Origin of the sequence: Streptomyces sp. NPDC000345 (genome assembly GCF_042898825.1) — a bacterium.
Taxonomy (GTDB): domain Bacteria; phylum Actinomycetota; class Actinomycetes; order Streptomycetales; family Streptomycetaceae; genus Streptomyces.
In genome coordinates this window covers 90,830-116,381 of record NZ_JBIAZE010000024.1, presented here as the reverse complement: position 1 = coordinate 116,381, position 25,552 = coordinate 90,830, and the positions used below count along the sequence as shown (strand labels likewise).

The following is a 25,552-nucleotide window of genomic DNA, read 5'->3' as shown; positions in this document are numbered from 1 at the left end:
GCTGCCTCTCCATCGGATCGTCATCGGATCGACACCCCACGGCAGCTGCCCGCGGCCCGTGGAGCGGGGGCTGACGCGGCGGGCAGGAGATGGCTGGCCGGCCGTCACCCCGGCTGCCGGACCGAGGCCCGGCCGGCCGGCCCGAAGGAGTCCGGCCCGTCACCGGACCGGCGCACGACGGGCGCCAGCGCGGTCAGCACCAGCCCCCCGTCGACCAGCCACCGGCCGGTGAGCCCGGCGCCGCCGACCGCACCCGAGAACTCCGCGGGAACCGGCACCAGCAGCCTGACCTCGAACCTCCCGCACACCGCGCCGGCGGCGTCCCGCTCCCGCGTGAAGCGCAGCCGCGCCTCCTCGAACCCGAGCGGCCGGCGGGTGAGCGGGAACCACACCTTGTAGACCGACTCCTTCGCGCTGAACAGCAGCCGGTCCCAGGGCACTTGCGGTGCCGTTCGCCCCAGCCGGGCGAGGTCGGCGCGCTCCCCGGGCAGCGACACCGCCTCCAGGACGCCGTCCGGGAGGCGGGCCGCCGGCTCGGCGTCGACGCCGAGCGCCGCCAGATCGGTGGCGCGGGCCACCGCCGCCACGCGGTAGCCGTCGCAGTGGGACATCGCACCGACCACCCCGTCGGGCCAGCGGGGCTCTCCCCGCGGGCCGGGGAGCAGCGGTTGCGCCGCGAGGCCCAGCGCGGCCAGCGACAGACGGGCGCACCTCCTCCCGGTGGCGAACTCGCGCCGACGGCCGTCCACGGCCCGCGCCACCACCGCCTCCTCCTCCGGGAACAGCGGTGGTGCCGTCAACTCCCCGCGCACCTCGGTCACTTCGACCGGGTCAGGCAGCAGGCGGCGCATCAGCGACGTCATCGGGCACCTCGCCGGGGCAGGATCTCGCGCAGCAACGGATCGGGCATGCCGCGGGCCTGCCACTCGCGCGGGTAGCCCAGCGACACCTCACGGTGCGGCACCCCGTCGTGCCAGGTGGTGCGGGGGATGTGCAGATGGCCGTAGACGACGGTGGCCGCCCGGTAGCGCCGGTGCCAGTCGTGGGTGGCGGTCGTGCCGCACCACAGCGCGAACTCCGGGTACCGCAGGATGCGGGTGGGCTCGCGGACCAGCGGGAAGTGGTTCACCAGCACGGTCGGCAGGTCGGGCGGACAGGCGTCCAGGCGTTCGCGGGTGTAGGCCACCCGGGCCCGGCACCAGGCCGCCCGGTCCGGGTAGGGATCGCTGTGCAGGAGGAACTCGTCGGTGGCCACCACCCCCGCCTTCTCCGCCCGGGCCAGCGCGTCGGCGGTGCCGGTGGCGCCCGGCGGCAGGAACGAGTAGTCGTAGAGCAGGAACAGCGGCGCGATCACCACCGGCCCGTCCGGGCCGGGCCACCGGACGTACGGGTCCTCCGGGGTCAGCACCCCGAGCGACCGGCACAGTTCGACCAGACTGCGGTAGCGGGCCTCACCCCGCAGCGGCACCGGATCGTCGGGATGCGTCCACAGCTCGTGGTTGCCCGGCACCCACACCACGGTCGCGAACCGCTCCGCGAGCAGCCGCAGCACCCACTCGACGTCCGCCGTCAGCTCCCCGACGTCCCCGGCGACGATCAGCCAGTCGGAGGGATCGGAGGGGTGCAGTCGCCGCACCACGGCGCGGTTGTGCTCGTAGGCGACGTGCAGGTCACTGACCGCGTAGAGCCTGCCGCCCGGGACACCGCTCACCGCTTTCGTGCTTCGCCCGTCGCGGGCCGTGGATCCGTGGTGGTGGGCATGGGGGCTCCTCGCTGGGGGTCGGGCGCCTCGGACACGCGTCCGGCGCTCAGCTTTATGCCACCGCGCCCTCCCGCCGCACAACGCACAGCCGCCCCGCCGGGGCAAGTACGGGGGAAACGACCAGACTTCGGGACGCGAGGTCCCGCACGGCACGGCGGTGCCGGATAGTTGCGGCACACCCGCAGGAGCACGCCAGTGATCCAGCCCACCGCAATCCCCTGACAGAGGACGGACGAACAGCGTGAGTGCTTCCCCCGCAGACGACGGCCTGTGGTGCCGGCGGTTCGACCCGGCTCCCGAGGCCGCCCACCGCCTGGTCTGCTTCCCCCACGCCGGCGGCTCGGCCAGCTACTACCTTCCCGTGGCCACCGCGCTCAGCCCGCGCGTCGACGTCGTCGCCGTGCAGTACCCCGGCCGCCAGGACCGGCGCAACGAGCCGCTGATCGACGACATCGGCGCCCTCGCCGACCAGGTGCACCAGGTCCTGCGCGGCTGGGACGACCGCCCGCTGACCTTCTTCGGGCACAGCATGGGCGCGCTCGTCGCCTTCGAGACCGCCCGGCGGTTCGAGCGGGAGGGCGGCGGCCCGGTACGGCTGTTCGCCTCGGGCCGGCGCGCCCCTTCCCGCTACCGCGACGAGCAGGTCCACCGCCGGGACGACGACGGCGTCATCGCCGAGATCAAGTCGATGAGCGGCACCGACGACCGGCTGCTGGGGGACGAGGAACTGATCCGCATGATCCTCCCGGCACTCCGCGGCGACTACCGGGCCGTGGAGACCTACCGGTGCGCTCCGGGCGCCACGGTGGGCTGCCCGGTCACCGCGCTCGTCGGCGACAGCGACCCCAAGACGTCCGTCGACGAGGCCCAGGACTGGGAGAAGCACACCACCGCGGACTTCGACCTGCGGGTCATGCCCGGCGGCCACTTCTACCTCAACAGCCGTGCCGCCGACGTGCTGAAGGTGCTCGACGAGCACTTCACCGCACAGGCCGCGCTCCAGGACACCTGACCGGCGTCCCCCGTCCGCGCGATCGCCCGCCGCCCACGACCCGCCCCGCGCTCACGCCGCCCCCTGGGGGCGGATCGTTTCGGCGGGCTGAGCCGACGCGCCCGTCGGCTCGAACAGGCCCGCGTCCTCGAGCGCGCTCGCGAGCCCGGAACGGCCGGACGTCGACATCTTGCGGTAGCAGTTCGTCAGATGTTTCTCCACCGCCCGCCGGGAGACCCCGAGCGCGTCGGCGATGGCCTGATTGGTCAGACCCTCCACGGCCATCCGCGCCACCATCCGCTCCGCCGACGTCAGCCGCCCCCGCGTCGGGACCCCCACCGCCGCCGGCCCCAGCATCTCCTGCGCGCGGGCCGCGATCCGAGAGGCTCCACAGTCCACCGCCAACTCGTACGACGTGCGCAGCGCCGCCTCCGCCTCCGCGGCATGGCGAGGTGCCACCGCCTCCGCGAGCCGCAGCAGGACCGACGCCCGCGTGAGGAGATCGGCGGAGCCCTCCAGCACCCCGGCGGCCTCCCGCAGCAGACTCGGCGCCGAGGCCGCGTCCGTCACGGCCGCCCGGAGCGCCAGCGCACGGCCCAGACCCGACGGGGCACCCCAGGCCCGCGCCTGTTCGAGGTGCTGCTCGCACAGCTGCTCGGCCCGCTCGGCCTCGCCCATGCGGTGCAGGGTGCGGGCCGCCCAGTAAGCGGACGGCGCCAGCACCGGGTTGCGCCAACCGGCCCGCTCCAGCGCGTACTCGGCGTCCAGGAAGTGCTCCACGGCCATGGCCGGCTCGTGCCGTCGTTCCGCCTTCATGCCCCGCACCATGGTGAGCAGCCCGGCCAGCACGCAGTTCTCGTGCACACCGCGGATCCGCTCCGGCAGCCCGTCGACCAGTTCCGGCTCGCGGGTGCGCAGCGCCACCATGGCCAGGGCGATGAGCGAGAGCGCGCTCGCCTCCTGCGGTCCGATCACCGAGCAGGCCCGCACCGCCCGTTCCCGCGCGGCCGACAGCCTGCCCTGGGCGAGCAGGACCAGCGCCTGCTCACTGAGCACCACCGACTGCTCCAGCCGTCCGCCCCGGCGCTCCGCGTCGGCCAGGGCCGTGTCCAGCCAGGACATCAGTCCCGTGACGGAGTCGGCGGTGACCGAGACCGGCACCACCAGCGGCAGCATGGTGTGCACATGGGCCGCGCGCGCCGGCTCGTGTGCCAGCACCCGGGCCGCGAGTGTCCTGAGCTGCGCGGCGGGCAGCGCCGCGGACACCGTCACCGTGTACATCAGGGCCACCAGCAGCTCACGCTGGCCCGCGTGCGTCATCTCCGGCCGTCCGCCCAGCCCGGTCAGCCGGCCCGCGGCCGACGCGAGCACCGACGGATCGATGTCGCAGAGATGGTGCAGCCGGGCCTCCAGCCGCGGTTCCAGCGGCCGCCGGTCGGCCGGCCGTGCCTCCGTGGCGGTCAGTTCCCGTGCCGTCTGCCGCATCGCGTCGCCCAGCGGCAGCAGCGTGGCACCGGTCGCCACCGGGGTCAGCGTCAACAGCGCCTCGGCCCGGGCCCGGGCCGAGGCCAGCAGCGGGAACGCCTGGGTGATGTGCCTGACCGCCACCGACGGTGCGAAACTGCGCTCCACGGTCGCCAGTTCCACGAGCAACCGGGCCCGCTCCTCGCTGTGCGGCGGTACGTCGCGCAGCGCCCGGCGCACATATCGCGCCGCCGTCTCGGGGGCGCCGCGCAGCGTGGCCGCCTCGGCGGCGTGGCGCAGCGCCGCCACCGAGTCGTCGTCCAGCGGGGCGGTGGTGGCGAGGAGATGACCGGCCACCCGTTCGGGCGTGCTGCCCCGGTAGCGCAGCAGCGCGGCGGCCTTCAGGTGCAGCCGGTTGCGTTCGCCCGGTGGCATGGCGTCCTCGATCACCTCGTGCACCGCCCGATGGGCCAGCGCGAGAGTGGTGCCCTGACGGACGACCAGCGTCAGCCGGCGCAGCCGCCAGAGACTGGCCTCGCGGTCCACCCGGTCCAGTCCGGCCAGCTCACCCACCACCTGCGGATCGGCACCGTCCCCGAGGACCTGCAGCGCACGGGCCGCGGCCAGTACGGACGGCGGCTGTTCCTGAAGACACAGCAGCAGTCGCCGGCGCAGCGCGGGCGGCACCAGCGTGGCCACCCTCGACGCCTCGGCCGCCACCGGGGCGACGCCGCGGGACTGGCACTCCTGCAGAAGCGACACGAGGTGCAGCGGATTACCGCGCGTGGCGTCGTGACACGCGGAGATGAACTCCGGGTCGGCCGGCACGCCCAGGCGCTCCAGGATCAGGGCGTCGACCGACGCTGCGCCCAGCGGGGCCGGGAACAGGACGTGCTCGGCGGCGGCGACCGGACGCACACCGGGCGGCTCCGCCGCGGGTTCTCCCTCGCAGACGGTCGCCGCGACCAGGATGCCCCGATGGGGCACCTGCCGCACCAACTCGTCGAGCCAGTCCAGTGTGCCCTCGTCCGCCCAGTGCAGATCGTCGATGAGCAGGACCGGTGTGCGCTCCTGGCTCATGTTCTCCACCATGGCCAGCAGGGCGCGTACCGTCGTGGCGGTGTGCTGCCGGGGCGACTCCGGGTCGCCCTGGAGGAAGGCGAGCGCGGGCCGGGCGGGTCCCGAGCACCATCTGCTCGCGAACGCACCCGACTTGAGCACCGGTTCCAGCAACTGCCGGGTGACACCGAGGGAGAAGGAACGCTCCGAGGGGGCGGCGTAGGCACGCATCACCAGAGGGCGGCCGGGCACCACCGACCCGGCCGTCGGGCCGGTGGCCAGACCGGCGGCGAGTTCGCCGATCTCCGACAGAACGGCCGACTTGCCGCTTCCGGGCGGCCCGCTGATCACGACCATGGATCCGTTGCCGTGTGCCGCGAGCCGAAGAGCCTCGGCCGCCTCTTTCAGTTCGTTCTGCCGCTCGAGCAGCATGCCAGCGGCCTCCTTGCGCGGTGTGGTTGAGCCGGGGTGGGGGTGGGTGCGGGGTGGGGCGGGTGCGCAGCGTCATGGGCCCATCGCAGTGCCGCCGTCCTGGGTCTCGGAGGCCGGCGACGCGCTGTCCGCCCCTTCCCCCCGGCGCGATCCGGCGGCCTCCCGGGCGACGACGGCCTGGACGTAACGCCGGGACACGGGGGTGGGCCCCAGCCGGCGCAGGGCGCGCTCGGTCAGCCGTGCCGCCCGTGGCGCGGGGGAGCCGAGGCCACGGCGCAGGTCGGTCCAGGCCAGTGCGGAGCCGGTGCCCCACCGCTCGGCCAGCCGCGCCTCCTCGGCGAACAGCTCCGCCGCCCGGTCGTCCTCCCCGCAGCCCAGGTGGGCCAGGGCGGCCAGCGAGCGCCAGGCCACCAGCGCGGGGTTGGACCACCCACGGGCCGCCGTGCGCCGGCCGCACTCCTCGGCCTCGGCCAGTGCCTGCCGGGGGCGCCCCTGGCAGAGAGACAACTGGGCGCGGGCGTACAGCAGATGAATCCAGGGGCCGCTCTCCTCGGCACCGGGCGGCAGCTCCTCACCGGCCAGTCGGCCGGCCTCCGTGTACCGCTCCCGCGCCACCAGCAGGCGGATCTCCGTCGCCCTGAGCAGGGTGAGCCGGGTGGGATCCCACACCTCCGGCGGCGCCAGGGACCGGCAGGAGGAGAGGTCGTGCGCGGCGGTGTCCGGGGCACCGGCCTGCAGACTGAGCTGGGCGCGCAGCAGCCGCCCCCACCCCACCAGTGCGGGGCTGCGACGACGTGCGGCCTCGGCGAGGGTCACGTCCAGCGCGTCACGGGCGGCCTCGTGGGCGCCCGCGACGGACAACGCGCAGCAGAGGGTGAACCGGGGGAACAGCGCCTCGTCGAGCGGCGCCCGCAGGGCGTCCAGACACAGCGCGCGCACCGCGGCCGCGTCGTGTCCCCGCACCGTCCGCCGCCACGCGTCCGCGGCGAGCAGGGCCGAACGGGCGTCCGGCCCCGGCTCACCGTGGGCGGCCGTCCTGGCACTGCGTGCCGTGGTCCTGGGCTGAGGGACGCCGGTGGGCCGGCTCCGGGAGGGGACGCCCGCCGGCTCCGCGCCGGGCGTCCCGTACAAGCGGGCCGACAGGGGCAGCATGGCCTGGGGTTCGCCGCGGCTGAGCAGCAGGTCCGCAGCGGCCGCGCGCACATGCGGTCGGGCCTGCGCCGCGGACAGCAGTTCCGCGATCCTGCGGTCCGCCGCCTCGGGCGCGATCATCGCGTACGCCTCGGCGGCCTCCAGAAGCACTTCGGCGCGCTCCGCCAGGGGCAGCGGCTCGCGCAGCGCCCGCTCCAGCAGTTCCGCGGCCCCGGCGTGCCGGCCCCGGGCGAGCAGGGTGCGGGCGGTGCGGCGCAGTACCGGCGGCACCCAGGGCTCGCCCAGCGGCACGGTGTTCAGCAGCAGGACGGACAGCGCCTCCTCGTCGGCGTCATAGCGGTGCGCCCAGCGGGCCGCCTGCGCGTGCAGCCGTTTGCGCTCGTCGCCGTCCGTACCGGCCAGCAGCCCGGCCGTGCAGCCCGTCATCCGCAGCTTCGGGGGATCGCCGGGGCCGATCAGCCCGTGTACCCGCAACGTCCGCACGGCCACCGACAGTTCGGCCTCGTCCAGCCCCACGAGCGCGGCGACCCGGTCCAGCGGCAGCAGATCCCGGGCGACCGCGAGACCGCGGATCAGCGCGAGCGGTCCCGCGGTCAGTTTCGCGGCCGACTCGGTGGCCCGGTCCCGGTCCGCGGCCTCGATCTGCTGGGAGAGCGCCGTCCGCAGCCCGACGGCGGAGACCAGGGCGGGCTCGCGGCGCAGCTTCTCCAGGGCCCGCAGCATCACCCAGGGGCTGCCACGGGTGAGCCCGGTGACGCCTTCCCACCAGCCGTCGTCCGATGCCGCGGGAACGGGCAGTCCCGACGCGGTGCACATCGCGTGCATCTCGGGCACGCCGAGCGGCGCCAGGTCCAGCAGCAGCCCTCGGCCATCGGGGAAGACGGCCGCCTGGTCGAGGAGTTCCGCGCAGGTGTCGGGGAACTCGCCGTCGGCGGAGGCGACGGTCAGCAGCACCCCGAGCGGGGCCGACGCGAGCCGCCGCAGCAGCCCCGCGATCACCTGCACCGACTCCGGGTCCGCCCACTGGACGTCGTCCAGGGCGAGGAGCGTCGGCCGGGACGCGGTGGCCAGGAGGGAGCGGCACCAGCCCTGCACCGAGTCCTCCGCGGGCGGCTCCGCGGCAGGGGCCGGACCCCCCGCCGTGGAACGGACCGGCCGCAGCTGTCGTACGAAGGCGTAGGGGGCGGGCGAGGACGGGGCCGTGCCCAGAGCGGTGAGCACCTGGACACCGGAGACCCGGGCGAGGGCCATGCCCCGCCGCAGCAGGCGGCTGCGGCCGGCGCCCGGGACGCCGTGGATCACCGTCACCCCGGGCTGTCCGACGGCGAGCCGGTTCATCATGCGCAGCAGCGCCGCCTGTTCGGCCTGCCGCCCGTACAGCGGTGTGAAGCCGTCCAGCGAGGCCAGTTTGAGCAGGAAGGGGTTACGGGGTGTGGTCCGACGGTCCGGTGCGGTGCTCATCGTCCCCCGTCACCGGCCTGGGCCGCACAGGGCCGGAGGGTGGCCCGCAGCACGCCCACGAGCTCCTCCCGGCCGCTCACGCCGAGCTTCTGATAGGTGTGGGTCAGGTGCAGTTCGACCGTGCGCCGGGTGATGTAGAGCGCTTCCGCTATCTCCCGGTTGGACCGGCCGGCCATCGCCAGGGCGGCGACCCTGCGCTCCCGTGTCGTCAGGGCGTCGTCGGGGCGGCTGGTGGGCTGGCGGGGGCGCCCGCCCGCCTCGGCGAGCCGGAGCCGGACGCCTTTCGCGGCGTTGCCCGCCCCGCACCCGGTCATCAGGTCCAGCGCGGTCCGGAGCCGGGGCCGGGCGGCCAGGGGGTCCCCGTCGTCGAGCAGGGCGGCGCCCAGCGCGTATTCGGCGCGGGCCCGCAGCAACCGCGCGGGGGAGTCGGCCAGTCGCGCGCAGGCCTCGTCGAGGAGCCGGTGGCCGGCGCGGCCCTCAGTGGCCAGGCCGCGGGCCAGCAGGGCCAGTCCGGCGCTGCGCGGGGTGTCGGAGCGGGCTATGTGCGCGCCGCCCTGGGCCGCCACCCGGCGTGCCTCGGCCGGGCGGCCGAGTTCCGTCAGCAGGTCGGACGCCTCCAGCCACCACGGCAGCACCAGCGGGGACTCGGTGCCCTCCGGGCCCAGCGCGCGCCCGCTCGCGCGCAGGGTGATCAGCGCGCCGCGCAGGTCGCCCTCGGCGCGTCGCACGGCGGCCGTCGCCCACCAGTACACGGGGTGGATGTAGGAGAGCCGTCGCAGTTCGGTGCAGGCGACCTTGGAGAGGACGGCCGCGGCGGCGGCCATGGTGCCGCGCTGGGCGAGTACGTAGGCGAAGACGACGGCGGACGTGACGGCGGGGCCGTCGCCGCGCCGGCGCTCGAGTTCCAGGGCGAGCCGGCTGTCCCGTTCGGCCGCGAGCAGGTCGCCGGTCGCGCTGAGCACCAGAGCCCGGACCGTGAGGGCGTGGATCCGGCTGGGGTCCAGTTCCCCGCGGAGCTGGTTGCCGAGGAGCCGGTCGAGCGTGTCCAGCGCCGCGGTGTTGTCGTCGGTGAGGTTCGCGACGACGGCGGAGGCGATCAGCGACAGGTCGTCCAGGGGGGTGCCGGGGGCGTCGACGGCGGGGAGGCGGGGGTGCTCGCGCACGGGGCGGCCGCTGAGCACCGACAGCGCGGCGCGGGCGAGCCGCAGCCGGCGGTCGCCGGGGCTGTTGCCGGCGGGTTCGCCGGAGGCGAGGGAGCGCTCCCGGACCCAGTGCACGGTTCCGGGGCCCAGCGCTCCGGTGAGCAGCAGGGCGGACTCCAGCGCGGGGCGGCTTTCCTGCGGGACGACGACCTTCCCGAAGCCGGCCCGGTGGTCCAGCACGTCGGCGAGCAGCCGGGCGGCCTCGTCACCGCGGCCGAGCACGACGAGGGTGTCGGCGTACCGCAGTGCGATGTCGGCGAGTTCGTGTCCGTCGGTGCTGCTCGCCAGCAGCGTGCTCAGCTGGTGGACCGCCCGTTCCGGTGCGGCGGTGCTGAGGGTGTCGGCGAGCAGGGCCCTGATCCGGCGCAGCATGCGGGTGTTCTCGCCGGCGCCGATGTCCAGCGCGTGCGACAGGTAGCGTACGGCGGCGTCCGGCGAGTCGGTGGACAGGGCCGCGCTGTAGAGGGCCTCCAGCATCCACGGCGCGGCCCCGTACCGGATCCGCAGCAGCACGTTCGCCACCTGGGCAGGTGGTCGGCCCGCGTCCTCCAGGAGCCGGGCGGCGCGGGCGTACAGCGGAAGGAGGTCGTCGCTCGACAGGCCCTCCGGCACGTCGGCGGCCGGTCCCCGCGAGGGGGCGCGCGGGCCGCCGAGCGGGAGGACCCGGCGTTCGGTGAGCTGGTGCAGAGCGCGCCGCACGGCGGGCAGGGGCATCCGGATCAGTTGGCTCACCAGCTCGGGGTCGGCGCACCCCAGCACGGCCACGGCCGACAGGACGGCGGAGGCGGAGGAGGGGAGCGCTCCCAGACCCTGGAAGGTCGCGGGGCCGTCACCCGTCTCGTCGTCTGCCGCGCCAGGTGTGCCGGTGTGCCGGTCGGTGAGCGCGTGCACGGCCGAGGGGTTGCCCTCGGAGCGCTCCAGGCACTCACGCAGCAGGGTCGCGCAGGGTTCGTGTCCCAGTCGCCGGGTGAGCAGTTCGGCGATGTCGGTGTCGGACAGGGGGGTCAACTCGACCGTGGTCCACGCATGGTGGGTGAGCAGGCGGACGAGGGCCGGTGGCTCGGCGACGGGGGCCGCCGTGATGACGGGCAGCAGCGGCAGCCCGAGGGATCTGCGCAGGACGTAGTCGAGTGCGCGCAGCGACTGCGGGCGGGACAGGTGCGCGTCGTCCACGGCCAGCACCACGGGCCCGCGCCGGCAGAGCTCCAGCACCGTCTCGTGGAGCTGATGGCACGACAGAGGGCCTTCGCCCGGCGAGGGCCGGCCGAGGGGGGAGTCGCCGCGTGCGGATCCGACCGCGTCGTACCAGGTTCCGTCCAGCGGGCCCGCAAGGAGCACGGACGCCTGGGGGGCCACGAGGTCGCAGAAGGCCCGCAGCACCGCGCTGCGGCCGATTCCGGCGGGCCCGGTCAGCAGCACGCCGGTGGCGGATCCGGAGTCGGTCGGGGGCATGTGGTCGATCAGTGCCGAGAGCACGGTGGATCTGCCCACCAGGGGGTCGGCCGGGATCTCAGGCGTGCTGGGTGATCGATGGGCCGGTAAGGCCGAGGTGCGGTTCACGGGGCCACCGAATGTTCTGTGGGGGACGGACACTTGATGGGCTCTGTGCGGGGAGGTGAGGGGAGAACGAGCGGGCCGCGGGGTCTGCACGGCGGCGTGTGGCTCTAAGTCCACAGTGGCCCATGGGTGAAGGGCGTAAGGCGCTCACCGCCTTGTAAACGGTTTCTAGCGCTTTGTTCTTGGTTCATGGTTGGCGCACACACAACGCTCTGGATTGTAGCGGATTAGCCCTGTCCGCTTGTATGTCATGTGAAAGATGCGGTGCCGGGAATGCTCCTGGGAGTGCCGCGACGGCACCCCGGAAAGGCCGGAAGAATCCGTGTTGACGGGTATTGCTGTCCGGTTCATCCAATTCGCGCCGATGTGGAGCGGGTGTGAATGAGCCGTGACTAGTGAATCGCCTAGAATTTAAGTCAGTTTTCCGGGCAGCTGCTTCACGACGATTGAACGTGCGACATTTTCTGTGTGCCGCCGGGCTCCCTCGAAGTTCTTTCTCCCCGGAGATGGCGCCTTCTTGCTCCCTGCCGGGACCGGTGCGGCGCGCCGGAAATCCGGCGGCTCAGTGGCGTGGCCGGCGCGGCTCAGGCGGGCAGCCGGATGCGGAACCACGCCCCCCGGCGGCCGGGTTCCAGGGACACCGTGCCGCCGTGGGCGGTGACGATGGCCGCCACGACGCTCAGTCCCAGGCCGTTCCCGCCGCCGCCCGTGTCCGTGACCACCGACCCGGCGGCCGGCGTCTGCCCGCCGTGGACGAACCGCTCGAAGGACGAGTGGCGCAACTCGACGGGTATGCCCGGCCCGTCGTCGATGACCTCGATGACCCGGAAACCGTCCTCGGTGCCCAGACCGAGCGCGGTGCGCGTGCCGTCGGGCGTGTGATGCCGCACGTTCGCCAGCAGATTGGCGACCGCCTGGTAGAGGCGGTCCCGGTCGCCGGTGACCGCGTGGGTGCCCGGCAGGATCGTGAGCCGGATCGGATGGTGCGGGGAACAGGCCTGGGCGTCGGCCACCGCTTCGCGGCACAACTGGGCGAGGTTGACCGGCTCACGGCGCAGCGGCTGGCCCAGGTCGAGACGGGCGAGCAGCATCAACTCGTCCAGGAGGCCCGACATACGGCGGTTCTCGTCGGCCATGCGGGCCATGACCAGATCGAACTTCTCCAGATCGGCCAGCCCGCCCAGTCTGGCCAACTGGACATAGCCGGAGATCGCGGTGAGCGGAGTGCGCAACTCGTGGCAGGCGGTCGCGACGAACGCCATCATCCGCTGCTCGGACTTGCGCCGGTTCTCGCGCTCCCTGCGCAGTTGGGCGCAGAGCCCGACAGCCGCCAACAACGGCAGGAAGACCAGTGCCAGCTTGAGCAGCGCCCGCGAACCAGGGGCCCGCAGGGCCGGTATCGGACCCACGATCCCCATGCTGTGCGTGCTGCCGCCGATCACGGCCACTCGATCCCCGCCGCGACCGGTGGCGCCCGAGTGGAGGGTCGTCGCGCAGGCGGTGGCCGGTCTGACCGGCGACGGCCCGCCGCCCTGCACCGGCCCGGCGGACAGGGCCAGGAGAACGGCCACGAGGGACAGGGCCCCGACCGCCGCACGTCTGTGGGGGCTCCGCGCCGAGTTCAGGGGGTGAGGCACCGACACCTCGGTCTCCTCGCCGGTCCGTCGAAAATACACCTCACCGCCCGATCCGGGTGCCTTGCGCCAACGCGATGAAAACAAGCCTTGCTTGGCGGCACGATACCCAAGGCCCCTCTCGGGTCGGCAAGTCTCCGCGTGACGAAGGTGTTACAACGCGCTATGGGCGTCGACAGGAAAGGAAGACCAGGTGGGAAGGGGTGGAGTCGGACATACGGGGGATTCGCCGCGCAGTCGGAACGCTGCGGCCCCGACTCTTCGAAGGAGCAGCCCCGCCGACCGCGTGTTCGTCCACGAGCACCGCACCGCCGCCCGCCGACCCCGCGGCGCCCGACGGAAAAGCGCTGCTCAAGGCCGTCGTACGGGTTCGGGGCGGCGCGGCGCACGGTCACCCGTTGCCGGATTCCGCCCCTCAGCCGGATCACACGCAGCCGGCGCGGGCATGACGCACTCTCGCTCCGTGGATCTAGGGGAATCCCTGGTTTTCGCCGGGATGCCCGGCGCCGGTCCGGCGGATGTGCGGAGGCGTACCGCGTCGGTTCCGGCTCAGGGCAGCGCTCCGGGTGCCGCCGCGTCCAGAAGGCGTCCCCGTCCCGCGGCGGGCAGGGTGACCCGCAACCAGGCGCCGCGCTCGGTCGGTTCGAGACCGATGGAACCGCCGTGTGCGGTGATCACCGCCGCCGCCACGCTCAAGCCGAGTCCGCGGCCCGGGCACCGGGGCGCCCGAGGATCCGTCGGTGCGGCGCTCGCCGCGCGGAAGAACGGCTCGAAGATGCGGTCCCGCACGGACTCGTCGATGCCGGGGCCGTCGTCGATGACGTCGATGACATGGCGTTCCCCGTCCAGGCCCAGCCGGACCAGGGCCGAGGTGTCCTCGGGGGTGTGGGCCAGCACGTTGGCCAGCAGGTTGTCGATCGCCTGCGTCAGCCACCGCCGGTCGCCCTCCACCCAGTGCGGGAAGGACTCCACCACACAGCGCAGCGTGCGCGGGGCACCGGAGCTCTGAGCCCGGGGCACCGCCTGAAGGCAGAGCTGGGCAAGGTCTACCGGACGCTGTTCGAGCATCCCGCCATGCCCCAGCCGGGCCAGCAGCAGCATGTCGTCCACCAGGCTGATCAGGCGCCGGGTCTCCTTCTGGACCTGCTCCATCGCCTGGTCCAGCCGGCGCGGGTCGTCCAGCGCCCGGATCAGGGCCAGTTGCGTGTACCCGGTGATGGTGGTGAGGGGGGTGCGCAGTTCATGACTGGCGGCGTCGACGAGCTCGCACAGCCTGTTCTCCTCCTTCCGTCGGCGCACCGAACCCTCCTCGATGCGCCGCAGCAGGTAGTTGTAGGTGTCGGCGGCGCACCGCAGTTCCCTCAGTGGCTGGGCCGGGACCGGGATGCGTTCCGAGGGCGCGGCACTGCCTTCCGCGATCCGCCGGGCGTCGCGCGACATCTCACGCAGGGAGACGAAGGCCCACCGGCTGGTCCACAGGGCCCCGAGAGCCAACACGGCGATCAGGGGGATGCTGGTGGCGGTCTCGATGCCCATCAGCGTCCGCACGGTCGCCTCGTCCGCGCCCGTCGACCGCGCGGTCACCAGGTAGGTGCCGTCCGGCAGACGGTCCACCAGCGCCCGTGCCGCTCGGCCCGCCACCGGCAGCGGGTGACCGGTGCCGTCCCGCTCGCGCAACTGGTCCGCCGATGTCGGAAGGCCGGCGAGGAGGGACGGTGGCCCCGTCGACAGGCGCACGGCTCCGCGACCGTCGGTCACCAGGGACGCTGATCCGTCCCGGGCCGGATACAGGCCCTTCCCGGCACGCAGTGCCTCCAGCCGGGCGTGGTGGGTCTGCGTGATCTGCCGGTCGGTGCGCTCCCGGAGGCGGTGCGACAGCGTGGACACGCAGTAGAGGTCGGCACCGAGCACACCGATCGCTGCGATGACGAGGAAGCCCCAGACGAGCCTGCGGATGGAGCACCGGGGGACCGCGCGGAACCGGGCCCCCCGGTCCTCGCGACGGCTCGGGGCGGCGTACGCGGCGGTGGACACCTCAGTCCTCCCTGAGATGTCCGGGAGGGGCCGAGCGCACCAGATAGCCCGCGCCGCGAACGGTGTGGATCAGCGCCTGGTCGGTGTCGCCCAGTTTGCGGCGCAGATAGTAGATGTATGTCTCGACGATTCCCGACTCGCCGCGGAAGTCGTAGCTCCAGACGTGGTCCAGCATCTGCGCCTTGGAGATGACCTGGTCGGCGTTTTCCAGCAGATAGCGCAGCAACGCGAATTCCGTCGACGACAGCTGCACCGGCTCGCCGTGCCGCCAGACCTCGCGCGTGTCCCGGTCCAGCTCCACCCAGCCGGCGCGCAGCCTGCGGCCGTTGACAGGCGTCAGTTCACGTCCGCGGCGCATCACGGCCCGGATCCGGGCCACCACCTCGTTGAGGTCGAACGGCTTGGTGACGTAGTCGTCGGCGAGTTCGAGGCCCCGGACCTTGTCCTCCACCGCGTCGCGGGCGGTCACGAACAGGACGGGAGCGCTGACGCCCGCGTCCCGCAGCGCCCGGCAGACCTCGAAGCCGTCCATGTCGGGAAGGACGACATCGAGCAGTACGACGTCCGGGGCGCGGTCGGCCGCCAGGGCGAGAGCCTCACCCCCCAGGCCGGCGGTGATCACCTCGAATCCGAGGAACTGCAACGCCATGGTGAGCATGGAGGCGATGCTGGACTCGTCCTCCACGACGAGCACGGTCGTTTTCGAGGACGTGTCGCTCTGGTTCATCGTGTGCGCACCATGAAGTCGGTAAGAACCCATTGTTGTCGAGATCTGCCCGCGGAATCGAGGAAGACGGGATCACCTGCTGTCCTCGTCATGATGGCACAGGGATGATCCCCCGGTTCCTTTTCCGATCGTGCTCTGAGCGGACTTTGATGTATCTCTGAAGTTCGTGGACTTTGCTGTCCTGACATGACCACACACGCGGGGGCCATACCTGATCTTCACCCACTCTTCGCGTCGGAGGGGATCGAGGATGTCGACGAAGGATGCCGCAGAGTCCGCTGGGAGATCTTCTCGGCTCTGACCGAGGTGGTGTCCGGCCAGGGCGACTGGAGCTGGCAGAGCGCGGCTCGTATCCGTGCGGAGGGCCGGGCGTGGGCGCGACGCGGCCGGTCGCTCGACGAACTGCTCGCCATGGTGGGGGGCATGACGCGCCATCTCATCAACCGGTGCACGGTCGGTGCCCATGACCAGGACGCTCTGACGCACGAGGTGATGGTGCTGCGGCTCGGGGACGCCGGCCGGCTGGTGGGCCGGGAGCTGAACTGCGGCTTCTTCGAGGTGGGGACCGGCGGTGAGAACGATCCGGAGCCTCCCCGGCAGGTCCCCGCGCATCTCACCCAGGAGACGTCCACCAAGGCCCACGCGGTGCTGGCCGTGCGCGCCCTGTCCTGCACGATCGCCGACATCCACCGGGTCTTCCGGGGTCTGGCCGCCGCGGTCGTACCGGCTTCCGACGAAGGCGCCCACGTCCTGCTGCCGGCGGCCGACCAGGAGGAGGCCGTCTCCCTCGCCCGCGAAGCCCACAAGGACCTGCCGGGCGACGTCTGGATCGCGGTCCACTGGCAGGACCCGGCCGTCGGCGCGCCGGACGGGCGGGCGGAACAGGAGGCGGGCGGAGTGACGGTCGCCGACGGGATCTGCGCCACGCTCCTCGCCCTCGACTGTCCGCCCGGCGTGTACGGACTCGACGACGTCCTGGTGGAGTACGGCGCGACGGAGACCCCGGCCGTTTCCGAGCGGCTTCTCAAGATGGTCGAGCCGCTGAACGAGCACCCCGTCCTCTGGGACACCCTGACCGCCCTCATCGCCGCCGACGGTGTCCGACACCGTGCCTGTGAGCGGCTGGGCATCCACCGCAACACGCTGGACCGCCGCCTGCAGCGGATCGGTCTGCTCACCGGCCAGCGCCTCGACGGGCTGCGTGGCCTGTGCACCCTGCGCGCGGCCCTCGCCGTCGCCGCCGTCACCCGGTTCCAGCGCAGCGCGGGCCTGACCTGGCCCGAGCCGACCCTGACGACGGGCGCGTCCGCACCCGGGGACACCTCCTACGTCAGCGACCACGCAGCCGTTCCGGACGGCCCGCTCACCCGCGGCGCGGGCGCGACCCGCCCCCGCATCCCGGCCCCTCGCGGTCCGGCCCCCCAACCGCCCCTCCACATGCCGGCCCACCCGGCCCGAGCCCGCCTCGGCGTCCCCCCGGTCACCACGGCCTACGCTCCCACCTGAACGAAGAGCACCGGCCACGACCGGCGACGACCGACACCGCACAGGCGACAGGACACGGCTCGGCCACGCCCCCTGGACGGCCGGCTCCGGGTCCGCTCCGACGGCGGTGCGATGCGGTGCGGTGCAGTCCGGGCCGCGCCGCCGAAGCAATGCTCTCGGCACGGTCGAACGTCTCGGCCGACGCCGGCGCTTCGAGGAAAAGCCATGTGACCCACATCCTCACGGCCTCGGCACTGCGCACGGCCTCATCTGACAGGGCCGGACCGGACGGCTCACCCTCCGCCTCCCGCAAGGCCCTTCCAGCAACCCCACGAGCCAACGCCACGGCTCGAACGAACCCGCCGCGCTCAGCCGGCACGCCCACCACCCCGGCCACGGCCAAGGACCTTCTTCTCGTGCCGTGACTTCGCCATCAACATCAGCAGCGAGGCGCTCTGTTCGCCGGGATAGGTCAGGACCCGCTGCCGGGCGTACAGCGTTCGCTGTGGGCGGGCGGACGGCTTCGTCGACCACTGGGCTCGTCGATCCCGCGCGGCGACGGCCGCCCACTGGTACAGAAGTCCAGGGGCGGCCGGTGTCCTCCCGGTCGAACTGGTGAACGCCGGGAAGCGGTGGGTCAGACGTGCCCGAAGAACAGGCTGCCCGGGGCGTCCGGGTCGTTGGAGAGGAAGTGCTCGCGCACCGCCCGAATGAACTCGTGGCGCGAGATCGCGCCGTCCCCGTCGGTGTCCAGCTTGGTGAACGTGTCCATGGCGTCGGGCGCGTCGCTCTTCCACACGTCCCTCAGGAAGCGGGCGAACTCGTCCTTGCCGATCTCATTGTCGCCGTTGACGTCGATGACGTCGAAGATCGCGTGGCCGCCGCCCTCGGTCACGTTGAGCCGACTGGTGTCGATGACCGCGAGGCGGTTGGCCGTGACGAACTGCTCCTTCGTGAGCCGGTCCGCTTCCACGCCCGAGTGGCGCAGCAGTTCCAGCCAGTAGATCTGGCAGAAGGTCTGGATGGCCCTGGCCCGGCGATCGTTCTTGTCGAGCTTGTATGCCTGGATGTAGCGGTCGGCGAGCTTCTGGTAGTCCGTCCAGTCCACGTAGCCGTCGTGGTTGGCGTCCATGGCGTCGAAATTGCGCTCGAGCTTGATGGCGATGACGTCCTGTGCCGTCGTGGTCATGGGCTGGCCTTTCGTGATCTTGTCTTGCGGGCTTCTCCAGCATGGGATCAATCGCACTGAAGGCACGTAGACCTGCGCATATGACACCCGATCTAGTGATCGTCTTCCTGTCACTGCCACACGACAGCTGCGGTCGGCCGAGCCGAGCCGGAGAAGATCGGGGCGGACCAGGGCATCGTCGGCGGCCTGGTCGGCTGGGCCACCACCGTGCTCGGCCACGAGCTGGAAGTCGGCCGTGAAGACCCCGACCAACGGGGGCTCCAAGTACATCCGAAGCGGTGGGCGGTCGAGCGCCCGCTCTGGTGGATCACACACACGGTCGCCTCGCCCGCGATGTCGAGACCGGTCCGGCCCGCTCCGAGACGGTGATCCGCTGGACGACGATCGGCGTCATGGTTCGCCGCCTGACTCGCGGCCGCCCCGCGACACGGCCGGGACCGTGCAGTCGGGCGGCGGCAGCCCTCGTAGGCAGTGCGATCACACCAGCCCGAGCCGAAACGCCTCCCGAGCCAGGAACAACGCGGTCCCCTGCATCAAGGGCGCCGGAAGATGGGTCAGCTACGTTGTCCTCGGCGCCGAGTGTGACGACCAACCCGGCCCGCAGGGTGTACTCGGCGCTCTTGCGCGCGTCACTGGGCCCGCATTTCCCATGCTCTCAGGCCCACGCGGGCCAAGATCGCGACCCAGCGAGAGCAAGGACGGCCGTGCCGCCCCAAGGACGACTAGGCCAGATCGAGGAATCGGTCGATCCGCTGATCGTCTTCGTCGAGCGCCAGCCACTTCGCGCAGGGGAACGCCCACTCCTTGTCGGCGTCCTCATCGCGAACGGTGATGCGGTCCAGGAACCAGCCGGGCCAGTGGCCCGAGTTGTCGTGCCGAATCCTCACTCGGTAGAGATCCCCGAGGTTCTTGAGGGTGTGTGTGAACGTGTCCACCTGGCCGCGCTCGAAGTCGTCCCTGCCGCTGTCGAGTTGCAGTTCGTCGCTGCTTCCGTCGCTGCCGAAGAGTGCGATGTACACGTTCGAGTCGGTGCCGGCGTCGTTGATGTTTCCGGTATGGACATTGATCCTGTAGTCAGGCATCTCCCACCCCCTGGGTCGAGGAGACATCGTCACCCGTCGATCTCGTTCGACACAACGCGTCACCGAGGCGGCTCGAAGCACTCCCGCGCACAGAGGACGGAGTCACACCACCGAGACCTCCCTCTCACCTCATTGACCGGCAGCCGACAGTATGAGTTCCGGTACACATCGAGCCATGTGTCAGCCGCCCGCACTTGGCCCAGCGGCGGACGGATACGTCAGCCCAGCGGTGGAGGGTCCCGTCCACCCCGTGTACAGGAGCGCCCGGACGGCCCGGGCGCGGCGGTGCCGTGAAGCTGCGATGGCGTTGACCGTCCGGGCGGGTGTGTCGCGGCTTCGGCCGGCTCGGCGCGCGGTCAGACGTGGGTGGGACGCGAGGTGAAAGCGCGCTCCAGGAGGGTGTAGAGGGTGTCCCGCTCCTCGGCGCTGAGGTTGTCCAGGCCGGCGCGCGTGGTGTGCATCTTGCCGCGGATCACGTCGATGACGCGTTCGCCTTCGTCGGTGAGGACGACGTTCTTGACGCGACGGTCGGTGAGGCTGGGTTCACGGCGCACCAGGCCGCGCTTCTCCAGGCGGTCGACGATCCCGGTCATGTTGGAGGCGTCGCAGGTCAGGATGGAAGCCAGGACGCGCATCGCGGCGGGCCCGCGGCGCAGGACGTTGAGCGTCTTGCCTTGGCTGGCCGTGAGGTTCTCGCTCGCCGCGGCCACCGTGAAGTCGCCGTAGTAGGCGGCCAGCGACACCGACAGCAGCTCCATGAGCTGCGCCGTGTCGGCACCGCGGGTTCCTGTCATGTGGGTCACCCTAAGCCAGGAAGCTTGACCATCTCAAATAATGCCGGATACGGTCTGGCTCATTGCTTGAAGTTGTCAAGCATCGAGGTTCTCAAACAGTTAGGTCAGAGCTTCCGTGTCCCACGCAACGCACGCACCGTCGACGAGGCCCTCCGGCCATACCGGGATCGTCCTGGTGCTCGGCCTTGCCGCCATGGTCGTCTCGATGATGCAGACCCTGGTCGTCCCGATCCTGGGCATCATCCAGAGCGACCTGAAGGCCACCACGGCGAACGTCAGCTGGGTGACCACGGCCACCCTGCTGTCAGCGGCCGTGTTCACCCCGCTGCTGGGTCGTTTCGGCGACCAGCACGGCAAGAAGCCCACGCTCGTCGGTGTGCTGATCGTGATGATCGCCGGGTCGGTGCTCGCCGCCACCACCACCTCTCTGACGTGGCTGATCATCGGGCGGGTGATGCAGGGTGCGGCGACCGCGATCTTCCCGCTCGCCCTCTCCGTGCTGCGTGAGGAGATCCCGCCGCACAAGCTGCACGGAGCGATGGCGCTGGTCAGCGGCACGCTCGCGTTCGGCAGTGGACTTGCGCTGGTGGGTGCGGGGCTCCTCACCCAGGGCTCCGACCCCGACTACCACCGGGTGTTCTGGCTGGCTGCTGCGCTGGCGGTGGTGGCGCTGGCCGGTGTGCTGGTCACGGTGCCCGCTTCCCGGACGAAGACGGGTGGACGCACGGACTGGCTGGGCGCGCTGACCCTGGGGATGCTGCTGGTGCTGGTGCTTCTGCCGATCTCGCAGGGGCACGAGTGGGGCTGGACGTCCGGCCGTGTGCTCGGTGCCTTCGCCGGTGCGCTCGTCATGGCGGGTGTGTGGGTCCTCACCGAAAGCCGGGTTAAGGACCCGATGGTGGACATGAGGATGTTCGTCCACCGGCCCGTTCTGTTCACCAACCTGGCGGGCCTGCTGCTCGGCTTCGCGATGTTCACTCATTTCATCGGCGTCTCCTACCTGGTGCAGATGCCCGAAGACCTCGCCGGCTACGGCTTCGGCGCGTCCGTCCTGGCCGCGTCCGTGGTGTATCTGCTGCCGACCACGCTCGTTTCTCTCGTCGGCGCCCAGTTCGGCGGTCTGCTGGTGGGCAGGCTCGGCGCGCGCGTCACGCTGGCCGCCGGGGCCTGCTTCGGCGTGCTCGGTTTCACATGGCTGACCGCCGCGCACGACACCACCGCCTCCGTGATCGGCGCGGGCATGCTCATCGGTCTGGCCATCAGCTTCGGCTACGCCGCCATGCCCGCGCTCATCGTCGCCGGCGTTCCGGCTCACCAGACCGGTATCGCCAACGGCATCAACTCCATCTCCCGCTCCGTCGGCAGCGCTGTCGCGAGCGCGGTGGTCACATCGCTCCTGGCGTCGAAGACCGTCCCACTGCCGGCCGGCATGCCCGCACTCCCTCAGGAGAGCCAGTTCACGCTGAGCTTCGCCATCGCCGGAGCCGCGTTCGTCCTGGTCGCCGCTGTCGCCCTGATCGGACTCAGGACGGCGTCCGCGCCTCGTACTCCGGTGATGCGCATGCCCGTCGCAGCCGAGCCGGCCGAGCTCGCGGAGGCGAAATCCGCGGCCGAGCCGGCGTGATCAGGGCGGCGCTCAAGCCCTGACCGGGCGAGACGGCCCGTACGCGCCCGGCACACCGCCGCCCGAGGCCGAAGCCGCAGCCGCAGCCGCAGCCGCAGCCGCAGCCCAAAGCCAGCACCCGAAGCCGCCCCAGAGAAAGGCCCCGCGATGACCCCCTCGGACCACCCCGCCCCCCGATCCACAGCGGTCGACCACCGCGCCGCGATCGCCACCGAGACCGCCCGATTCGTCGCGGCGCTCAAGGACGCCGACCTGACCACTCCCGTGCCGAGCTGCCCCGAGTGGACACTCGCCGACCTGGTCAAGCACACCGGCAGCGTCCAGCGCTGGTTCTCGAGCCTTCTGCACGCGCGCATCCAGGAACCCCCGCGCACGCGGAAGGTGGACCTGCAACTCCCGGACCGGCAGGAGGAGTACGCCGACTGGCTGGCCGAGAGCGCGACCGTGGCCGCGCAGGCCTTCGCGGCCACCGACCCGAACCTGCCCATGTGGGCGTGGGGCGTCGACCAGCACGCCCGTTTCTGGGCGCGCCGGATGCTCTTCGAGACCCTGCTGCACCGGGTCGACGCCGACCTGGCACTCGGCCGCCGGCCCGCGATCGACCGCCCGCTGGCGGTCGACGGGATCGACGAGTTCCTCGCCAACCTGCCCTTCGCCGCCTTCTTCGCACCCGACGTCGCCAACCTGCGCGGTCCCGGCAAGACCATCCGCTTCCAGGCGACCGACGGTGACGACGACTGGTTCGTCCGTCTGCGGCCCGACGGCTTCGGCCTCGACACGAGCCCCGCTGCGACCGACACCGCCGACGCGACCGTCCAGGGCACCGCGGCCGACCTGTTGCTGCTCCTGTACGGCCGCCTGCGCCACGACGCGACGCCCTTCACCCACGACGGGGACAAAGATCTGCTGGCGCACTGGTTCGCCAACTCCGCCTTCTGACAGAGCAGCCGCCAGACAAGCCACCGACGCACAGGCAGCGCCTGCGTCCCTGCCCCGCCGGTTCCCCAGCGACGGAGCGCCCGGACGCAGTGCGATGCCGCGTTCGACGGCCTCGCGGGCCCCGGACAGACCAGCGCGACGGCGGCGCTCCGGCCTCGGCGGGAAGCCGGCAGGCCAGCGCCTTGACCTGCGCCACCTGTGACGCGGTGAAAGCGCAGGGCCGCCCCGGTCGCTTGCGGTCGGCCAATCCCGGCAGGGCCGGGTCAGCGAACGGGCGCCATCACGTGCGCACGGTGTCCACCCGCACTCCCACCTCGACGGCGGTACGCGCGTTGGACTGCTTCGAGCCGCCCGGATCACGATCTGCGCCCGCACCCGGGCCGGTGCTCGGCATTGTGGCCCCAGGCTGCGTTCTTCAACCGGTGCCGCTCGGCGGCGGTCAGCATTTTCGGGCGCGGAGGGAACAGGCAAGGCAGGCAAACCGATCAGCAGAAGCGGATCACGACGGCTGCCTCATCCGCTTCCCTCTGGGCCTGGCCCGTGTTGGGGCGGCGGGCGCGCGTACCGGGGGTATGGGCTGTGGGCAACGCTGCACTGCACCCCCCGTTTCCGCCGGTGGGCCAAGGGCGGCACGTTCACCCGGATGCCGGGAGGCCGCGCAGCCGAGGGCGGATGCGGCCGGCGACATCGACTGGTCGGCGCCGGTCGATTCCACCACCGTCCGCGCCGCTCCAAGGCAATCCGCACCTCGCTCCGCCGACGGGGCATCGCTCACACGATCCCCGAGCGGGCCGATCAAGTCCGAGATGAGCGAGACGGTCGTCGGATCGGACAACCACCTCGCTCTGATCCCTGCGCCGGGTCAGCCTCGGACGATGTTCTGGGCCTGGGGGCCCTTCTGACCCTGGCCGATGTCGAAGGTGACGTGCTCGCCCTCGGTCAGCTCGCGGTATCCGCTGCCCTTGATCTCGGAGTAATGCGCGAAGACGTCCGGGCCTCCGCCGTCCTGCTCGATGAAGCCGAAGCCCTTCTCGGCGTTGAACCACTTCACGGTGCCGCTGGCCATACTGGTCGATCCTTCGTTCATGCCTGGGAACAGCCCTTCAGCCGGGCCTGCTCCGGCTCTGTGCACTCACACGAGCCAACAGTCGTTCTACCCCGAAACACCGCCCGCACCCGACCGGCGACACAGGCGCTCTGCTTCCGGGGCCGAGAACGGTCGTGCGGGTCCCTGCAAGCCGGCAGGAGACGCCCGGCGGGAAGGCGGGACAGATCTCCGTCGCGATCACAACATGCGGTCCGCCGAGGGAGCGGTCGGTGCGGCCCTGCCGGCCTGGCGACGGGGCTGCGGTTCTCGACCGGGCAGTCGCCGACGGGCTGCCCGGCCAGCCGCTGATCACGCCGGCCGCATCAACCGGCGCCCGGCCCGGCGGCCCGGGACGCGCCATCCCGGCTTCCCCGCCTGTCCACGCGTCTCAGCGATTCTCCGATCGTGGCTTTTCCCGCGCGAGCGATCTCATCGAGAGATATGTCAGTGTTTGTACACGAAGTAGCTGCGGCACTCGGCCACTGAGAATGTCCCCTCCAGGGCGCCCCGCTGTGAGATGCACCGGCCAGGCGCATTGCCCAGCCCGGCATCCGGGCAGAACCGAAGGCGATCGATGACGACGATCGGTGTGGAAGAGGAGTACCTGCTGCTCGACCCGGTCACGGGTCTGCCGGTACCCATGGCGGACAAGGTGCGCGCCGCGGCCGGTCTGGGGCGTCTCGTGGCCGACCAGGAGGTGCAGAGCGAGCTGCTGCAGGCGCAGGTCGAGGTGGCCACCCCGGTGTGCGGCACGCTGGAGGAGGTCGGGGGACACCTGCTCCGGCTGCGGCACGCCGTCGGAGCGGCCGCCGAGGCGCACGGCTGCCGGATCGCTGCCTGCGCCACACCCCCCTCGCGTCACGGCCACCCCGTGGCCGTGACCGACCAGGCCCGGTACCGGGCCATGCTCACCCAGGCGCCCCAGCTCGTGGCGGAGCAGCTGGTCAACGGCATGCACGTGCACGTCGGCGTGCCCAGCCGGGAGACCGGCGTGCAGATCCTGAACCGGATGCGGGTGTGGCTGCCGGCCCTGACCGCCCTGTCCTCGAATTCTCCGCTGTGGGACGGCCACGACACCGGCTTCTCCAGCTGGCGCACCGTGATCTTCAGCCGCTGGCCGGTCAGCGGCATGCCCCCGCATTTCGCCGACATCGCCGACCACGACCGACGCGTGCAGCAACTGCTGGACAGCGGTCTGATCTCGGACACCGGTCAGCTGTACTGGCAGGCCCGGCTCTCGGCACGGTACCCCACCATCGAGGTGCGGTGCCTGGACGTGCAGCTGCGCGCGGACGACGCGGTGATGCTCACGGGCCTCGTCCGGGCCCTCGTGGAGACCGTGCTTGCGCAGACCGCCGCCGGCGCTCCGGCACTCGACTGCGACCAGGAACTGCTGCAGGCGAGCATGTGGCACGCCGCCCGCCACGGACTGAGCAGCACCCTGGTCGACCCGGGCGGTCGGCAGCGCCGGGCCGGGGAGATGCTGTACGAGCTGCTGCGCTACGTCGCTGCCGCGCTCGACGCGTCCGGCGACAGTCGGCAGGTGACGGCACTGGTCCACCGGCTCCTGCAGGGTGGCACCGGCGCGGACCGGCAACGCGCGGCCCTTGCCGAAGGTGGTCTCCCCGCCGTCACCGACCTGATCATCGGCAACAGCGCCATACCCTGACACGCCTCCGTCGCGAAACCGCATCCGAGGTCGCGACCGTCAGATCACGGCCCCCGTACATGTCCCATCGGCACCGGCAAACCCGACGCCGCCGGAACGCAGGCACGCACCGCCTCGCACCTCGGGGCGCTCTCCGAGCGGCAGTGATCCGAACGTCCCCAGCCATCCTGGCAACGGCCGTCAGCGAGTGCTTCTGACCGGCACGGTC

The 25,552-nt window shown here is 72.2% G+C and carries 17 protein-coding genes; 5 read left to right on the top strand and 12 right to left on the bottom strand.

Translation table 11 applies throughout. The features are described 5' to 3' along the window. Positions 1-104: 104 nt before the first annotated feature. Together ACFY30_RS37640 and ACFY30_RS37635 are read right to left on the bottom strand one after the other, a co-directional pair. A complete protein-coding gene (locus tag ACFY30_RS37640) occupies positions 105-854 on the bottom strand; it encodes a 4'-phosphopantetheinyl transferase (protein WP_390849653.1) in 750 nt (249 codons plus the stop codon). A gap of 5 nt (positions 855-859) precedes the next feature. Next, on the bottom strand, positions 860-1,711 hold the full coding sequence (locus tag ACFY30_RS37635; protein WP_390849641.1) for a metallophosphoesterase family protein: 852 nt from the start codon (positions 1,709-1,711) through the stop codon (positions 860-862). 292 nt (positions 1,712-2,003) lie between these two features. Between ACFY30_RS37635 and ACFY30_RS37630 the strand changes: the two genes are divergently transcribed. Then, complete coding sequence (locus ACFY30_RS37630; protein WP_390849640.1) at positions 2,004-2,774, top strand: thioesterase II family protein; 771 nt, start codon at positions 2,004-2,006, stop codon at positions 2,772-2,774. Positions 2,775-2,825: 51 nt separating this feature from the next. On the opposite strand, the gene ACFY30_RS37625 is transcribed toward ACFY30_RS37630, so the two are convergent. From ACFY30_RS37625 to ACFY30_RS37600, 6 genes are all read right to left on the bottom strand, one after another. Beyond that, on the bottom strand, positions 2,826-5,708 hold the full coding sequence (locus tag ACFY30_RS37625) for an AAA family ATPase (protein WP_390849639.1): 2,883 nt from the start codon (positions 5,706-5,708) through the stop codon (positions 2,826-2,828). 72 nt (positions 5,709-5,780) lie between these two features. After that, on the bottom strand, positions 5,781-8,321 hold the full coding sequence (locus tag ACFY30_RS37620) for an AAA family ATPase (protein WP_390849638.1): 2,541 nt from the start codon (positions 8,319-8,321) through the stop codon (positions 5,781-5,783). Then, a complete protein-coding gene (locus ACFY30_RS37615; protein ID WP_390849637.1) occupies positions 8,318-11,083 on the bottom strand; it encodes a LuxR C-terminal-related transcriptional regulator in 2,766 nt (921 codons plus the stop codon). The genes ACFY30_RS37620 and ACFY30_RS37615 overlap by 4 nt, the downstream gene beginning before the upstream one ends. Before the next feature lie 581 nt (positions 11,084-11,664). Then, positions 11,665-12,651 (bottom strand): sensor histidine kinase, encoded by a 987-nt coding sequence (locus tag ACFY30_RS37610; protein ID WP_390849636.1) that lies wholly within the window; start codon positions 12,649-12,651, stop codon positions 11,665-11,667. A 612-nt stretch (positions 12,652-13,263) separates the two neighbouring features. Beyond that, the gene (locus tag ACFY30_RS37605) at positions 13,264-14,748 is read right to left on the bottom strand and encodes a sensor histidine kinase (RefSeq protein ID WP_390849635.1); all 1,485 of its coding nucleotides are present in this window, start codon (positions 14,746-14,748) and stop codon (positions 13,264-13,266) included. Between the two features lies 1 nt (position 14,749). Further along, entirely contained in the window at positions 14,750-15,475 is a 726-nt protein-coding gene (locus ACFY30_RS37600) for a response regulator transcription factor (protein ID WP_390849634.1), read from the bottom strand. 186 nt (positions 15,476-15,661) lie between these two features. On the opposite strand from ACFY30_RS37600, the gene ACFY30_RS37595 reads away from it, so the two are divergent. Then, positions 15,662-16,981: a helix-turn-helix domain-containing protein gene (locus ACFY30_RS37595; protein ID WP_390849633.1), complete on the top strand. Its 1,320-nt coding sequence runs from the start codon at positions 15,662-15,664 to the stop codon at positions 16,979-16,981. 616 nt (positions 16,982-17,597) lie between these two features. Here the strand turns inward: ACFY30_RS37595 and ACFY30_RS37590 are convergent. The 3 genes from ACFY30_RS37590 to ACFY30_RS37580 all read right to left on the bottom strand — a co-directional run bounded on the left by ACFY30_RS37590 (position 17,598) and on the right by ACFY30_RS37580 (position 20,025). Beyond that, positions 17,598-18,149 carry an EF-hand domain-containing protein gene (locus ACFY30_RS37590; protein WP_390849632.1) on the bottom strand — a complete coding sequence of 184 codons (552 nt, stop codon included), beginning with the start codon at positions 18,147-18,149 and terminating at the stop codon, positions 17,598-17,600. Positions 18,150-18,871: 722 nt separating this feature from the next. Continuing rightward, on the bottom strand, positions 18,872-19,231 hold the full coding sequence (locus ACFY30_RS37585) for a PLAT/LH2 domain-containing protein (RefSeq protein ID WP_390849631.1): 360 nt from the start codon (positions 19,229-19,231) through the stop codon (positions 18,872-18,874). A 356-nt stretch (positions 19,232-19,587) separates the two neighbouring features. Beyond that, entirely contained in the window at positions 19,588-20,025 is a 438-nt protein-coding gene (locus tag ACFY30_RS37580) for a MarR family winged helix-turn-helix transcriptional regulator (protein WP_390849630.1), read from the bottom strand. A 115-nt stretch (positions 20,026-20,140) separates the two neighbouring features. On the opposite strand from ACFY30_RS37580, the gene ACFY30_RS37575 reads away from it, so the two are divergent. Continuing rightward, positions 20,141-21,649 carry an MFS transporter gene (locus ACFY30_RS37575; RefSeq protein ID WP_390849629.1) on the top strand — a complete coding sequence of 503 codons (1,509 nt, stop codon included), beginning with the start codon at positions 20,141-20,143 and terminating at the stop codon, positions 21,647-21,649. Positions 21,650-21,796: 147 nt separating this feature from the next. Next, complete coding sequence (locus ACFY30_RS37570) at positions 21,797-22,588, top strand: maleylpyruvate isomerase family mycothiol-dependent enzyme (RefSeq protein WP_390849628.1); 792 nt, start codon at positions 21,797-21,799, stop codon at positions 22,586-22,588. An 862-nt stretch (positions 22,589-23,450) separates the two neighbouring features. Here ACFY30_RS37570 and ACFY30_RS37565 read toward each other — a convergent pair. Then, positions 23,451-23,654, bottom strand: coding sequence for a cold-shock protein (locus ACFY30_RS37565; protein WP_055711351.1), 204 nt, complete (start codon positions 23,652-23,654; stop codon positions 23,451-23,453). A 595-nt stretch (positions 23,655-24,249) separates the two neighbouring features. Between ACFY30_RS37565 and ACFY30_RS37560 the strand changes: the two genes are divergently transcribed. Beyond that, on the top strand, positions 24,250-25,344 hold the full coding sequence (locus ACFY30_RS37560) for a glutamate--cysteine ligase (RefSeq protein ID WP_390849627.1): 1,095 nt from the start codon (positions 24,250-24,252) through the stop codon (positions 25,342-25,344). The last annotated feature ends 208 nt before the right edge of the window (positions 25,345-25,552 follow it).

Bases quoted from the DNA above. Each gene is read 5' to 3' on its own strand.
- ACFY30_RS37625 (WP_390849639.1), bottom strand. From the start codon at position 5,708: ATGCTGCTCGAGCGGCAGAACGAACTGAAAGAGGCGGCCGAGGCTCTT.
- ACFY30_RS37620 (WP_390849638.1), bottom strand. From the start codon at position 8,321: ATGAGCACCGCACCGGACCGTCGGACCACACCCCGTAACCCCTTCCTG.
- ACFY30_RS37600 (WP_390849634.1), bottom strand. From the start codon at position 15,475: ATGAACCAGAGCGACACGTCCTCGAAAACGACCGTGCTCGTCGTGGAG.
- ACFY30_RS37595 (WP_390849633.1), top strand. From the start codon at position 15,662: ATGACCACACACGCGGGGGCCATACCTGATCTTCACCCACTCTTCGCG.
- ACFY30_RS37590 (WP_390849632.1), bottom strand. From the start codon at position 18,149: ATGACCACGACGGCACAGGACGTCATCGCCATCAAGCTCGAGCGCAAT.
- ACFY30_RS37585 (WP_390849631.1), bottom strand. From the start codon at position 19,231: ATGCCTGACTACAGGATCAATGTCCATACCGGAAACATCAACGACGCC.
- ACFY30_RS37580 (WP_390849630.1), bottom strand. From the start codon at position 20,025: ATGACAGGAACCCGCGGTGCCGACACGGCGCAGCTCATGGAGCTGCTG.
- ACFY30_RS37570 (WP_390849628.1), top strand. From the start codon at position 21,797: ATGACCCCCTCGGACCACCCCGCCCCCCGATCCACAGCGGTCGACCAC.
- ACFY30_RS37565 (WP_055711351.1), bottom strand. From the start codon at position 23,654: ATGGCCAGCGGCACCGTGAAGTGGTTCAACGCCGAGAAGGGCTTCGGC.
- ACFY30_RS37560 (WP_390849627.1), top strand. From the start codon at position 24,250: ATGACGACGATCGGTGTGGAAGAGGAGTACCTGCTGCTCGACCCGGTC.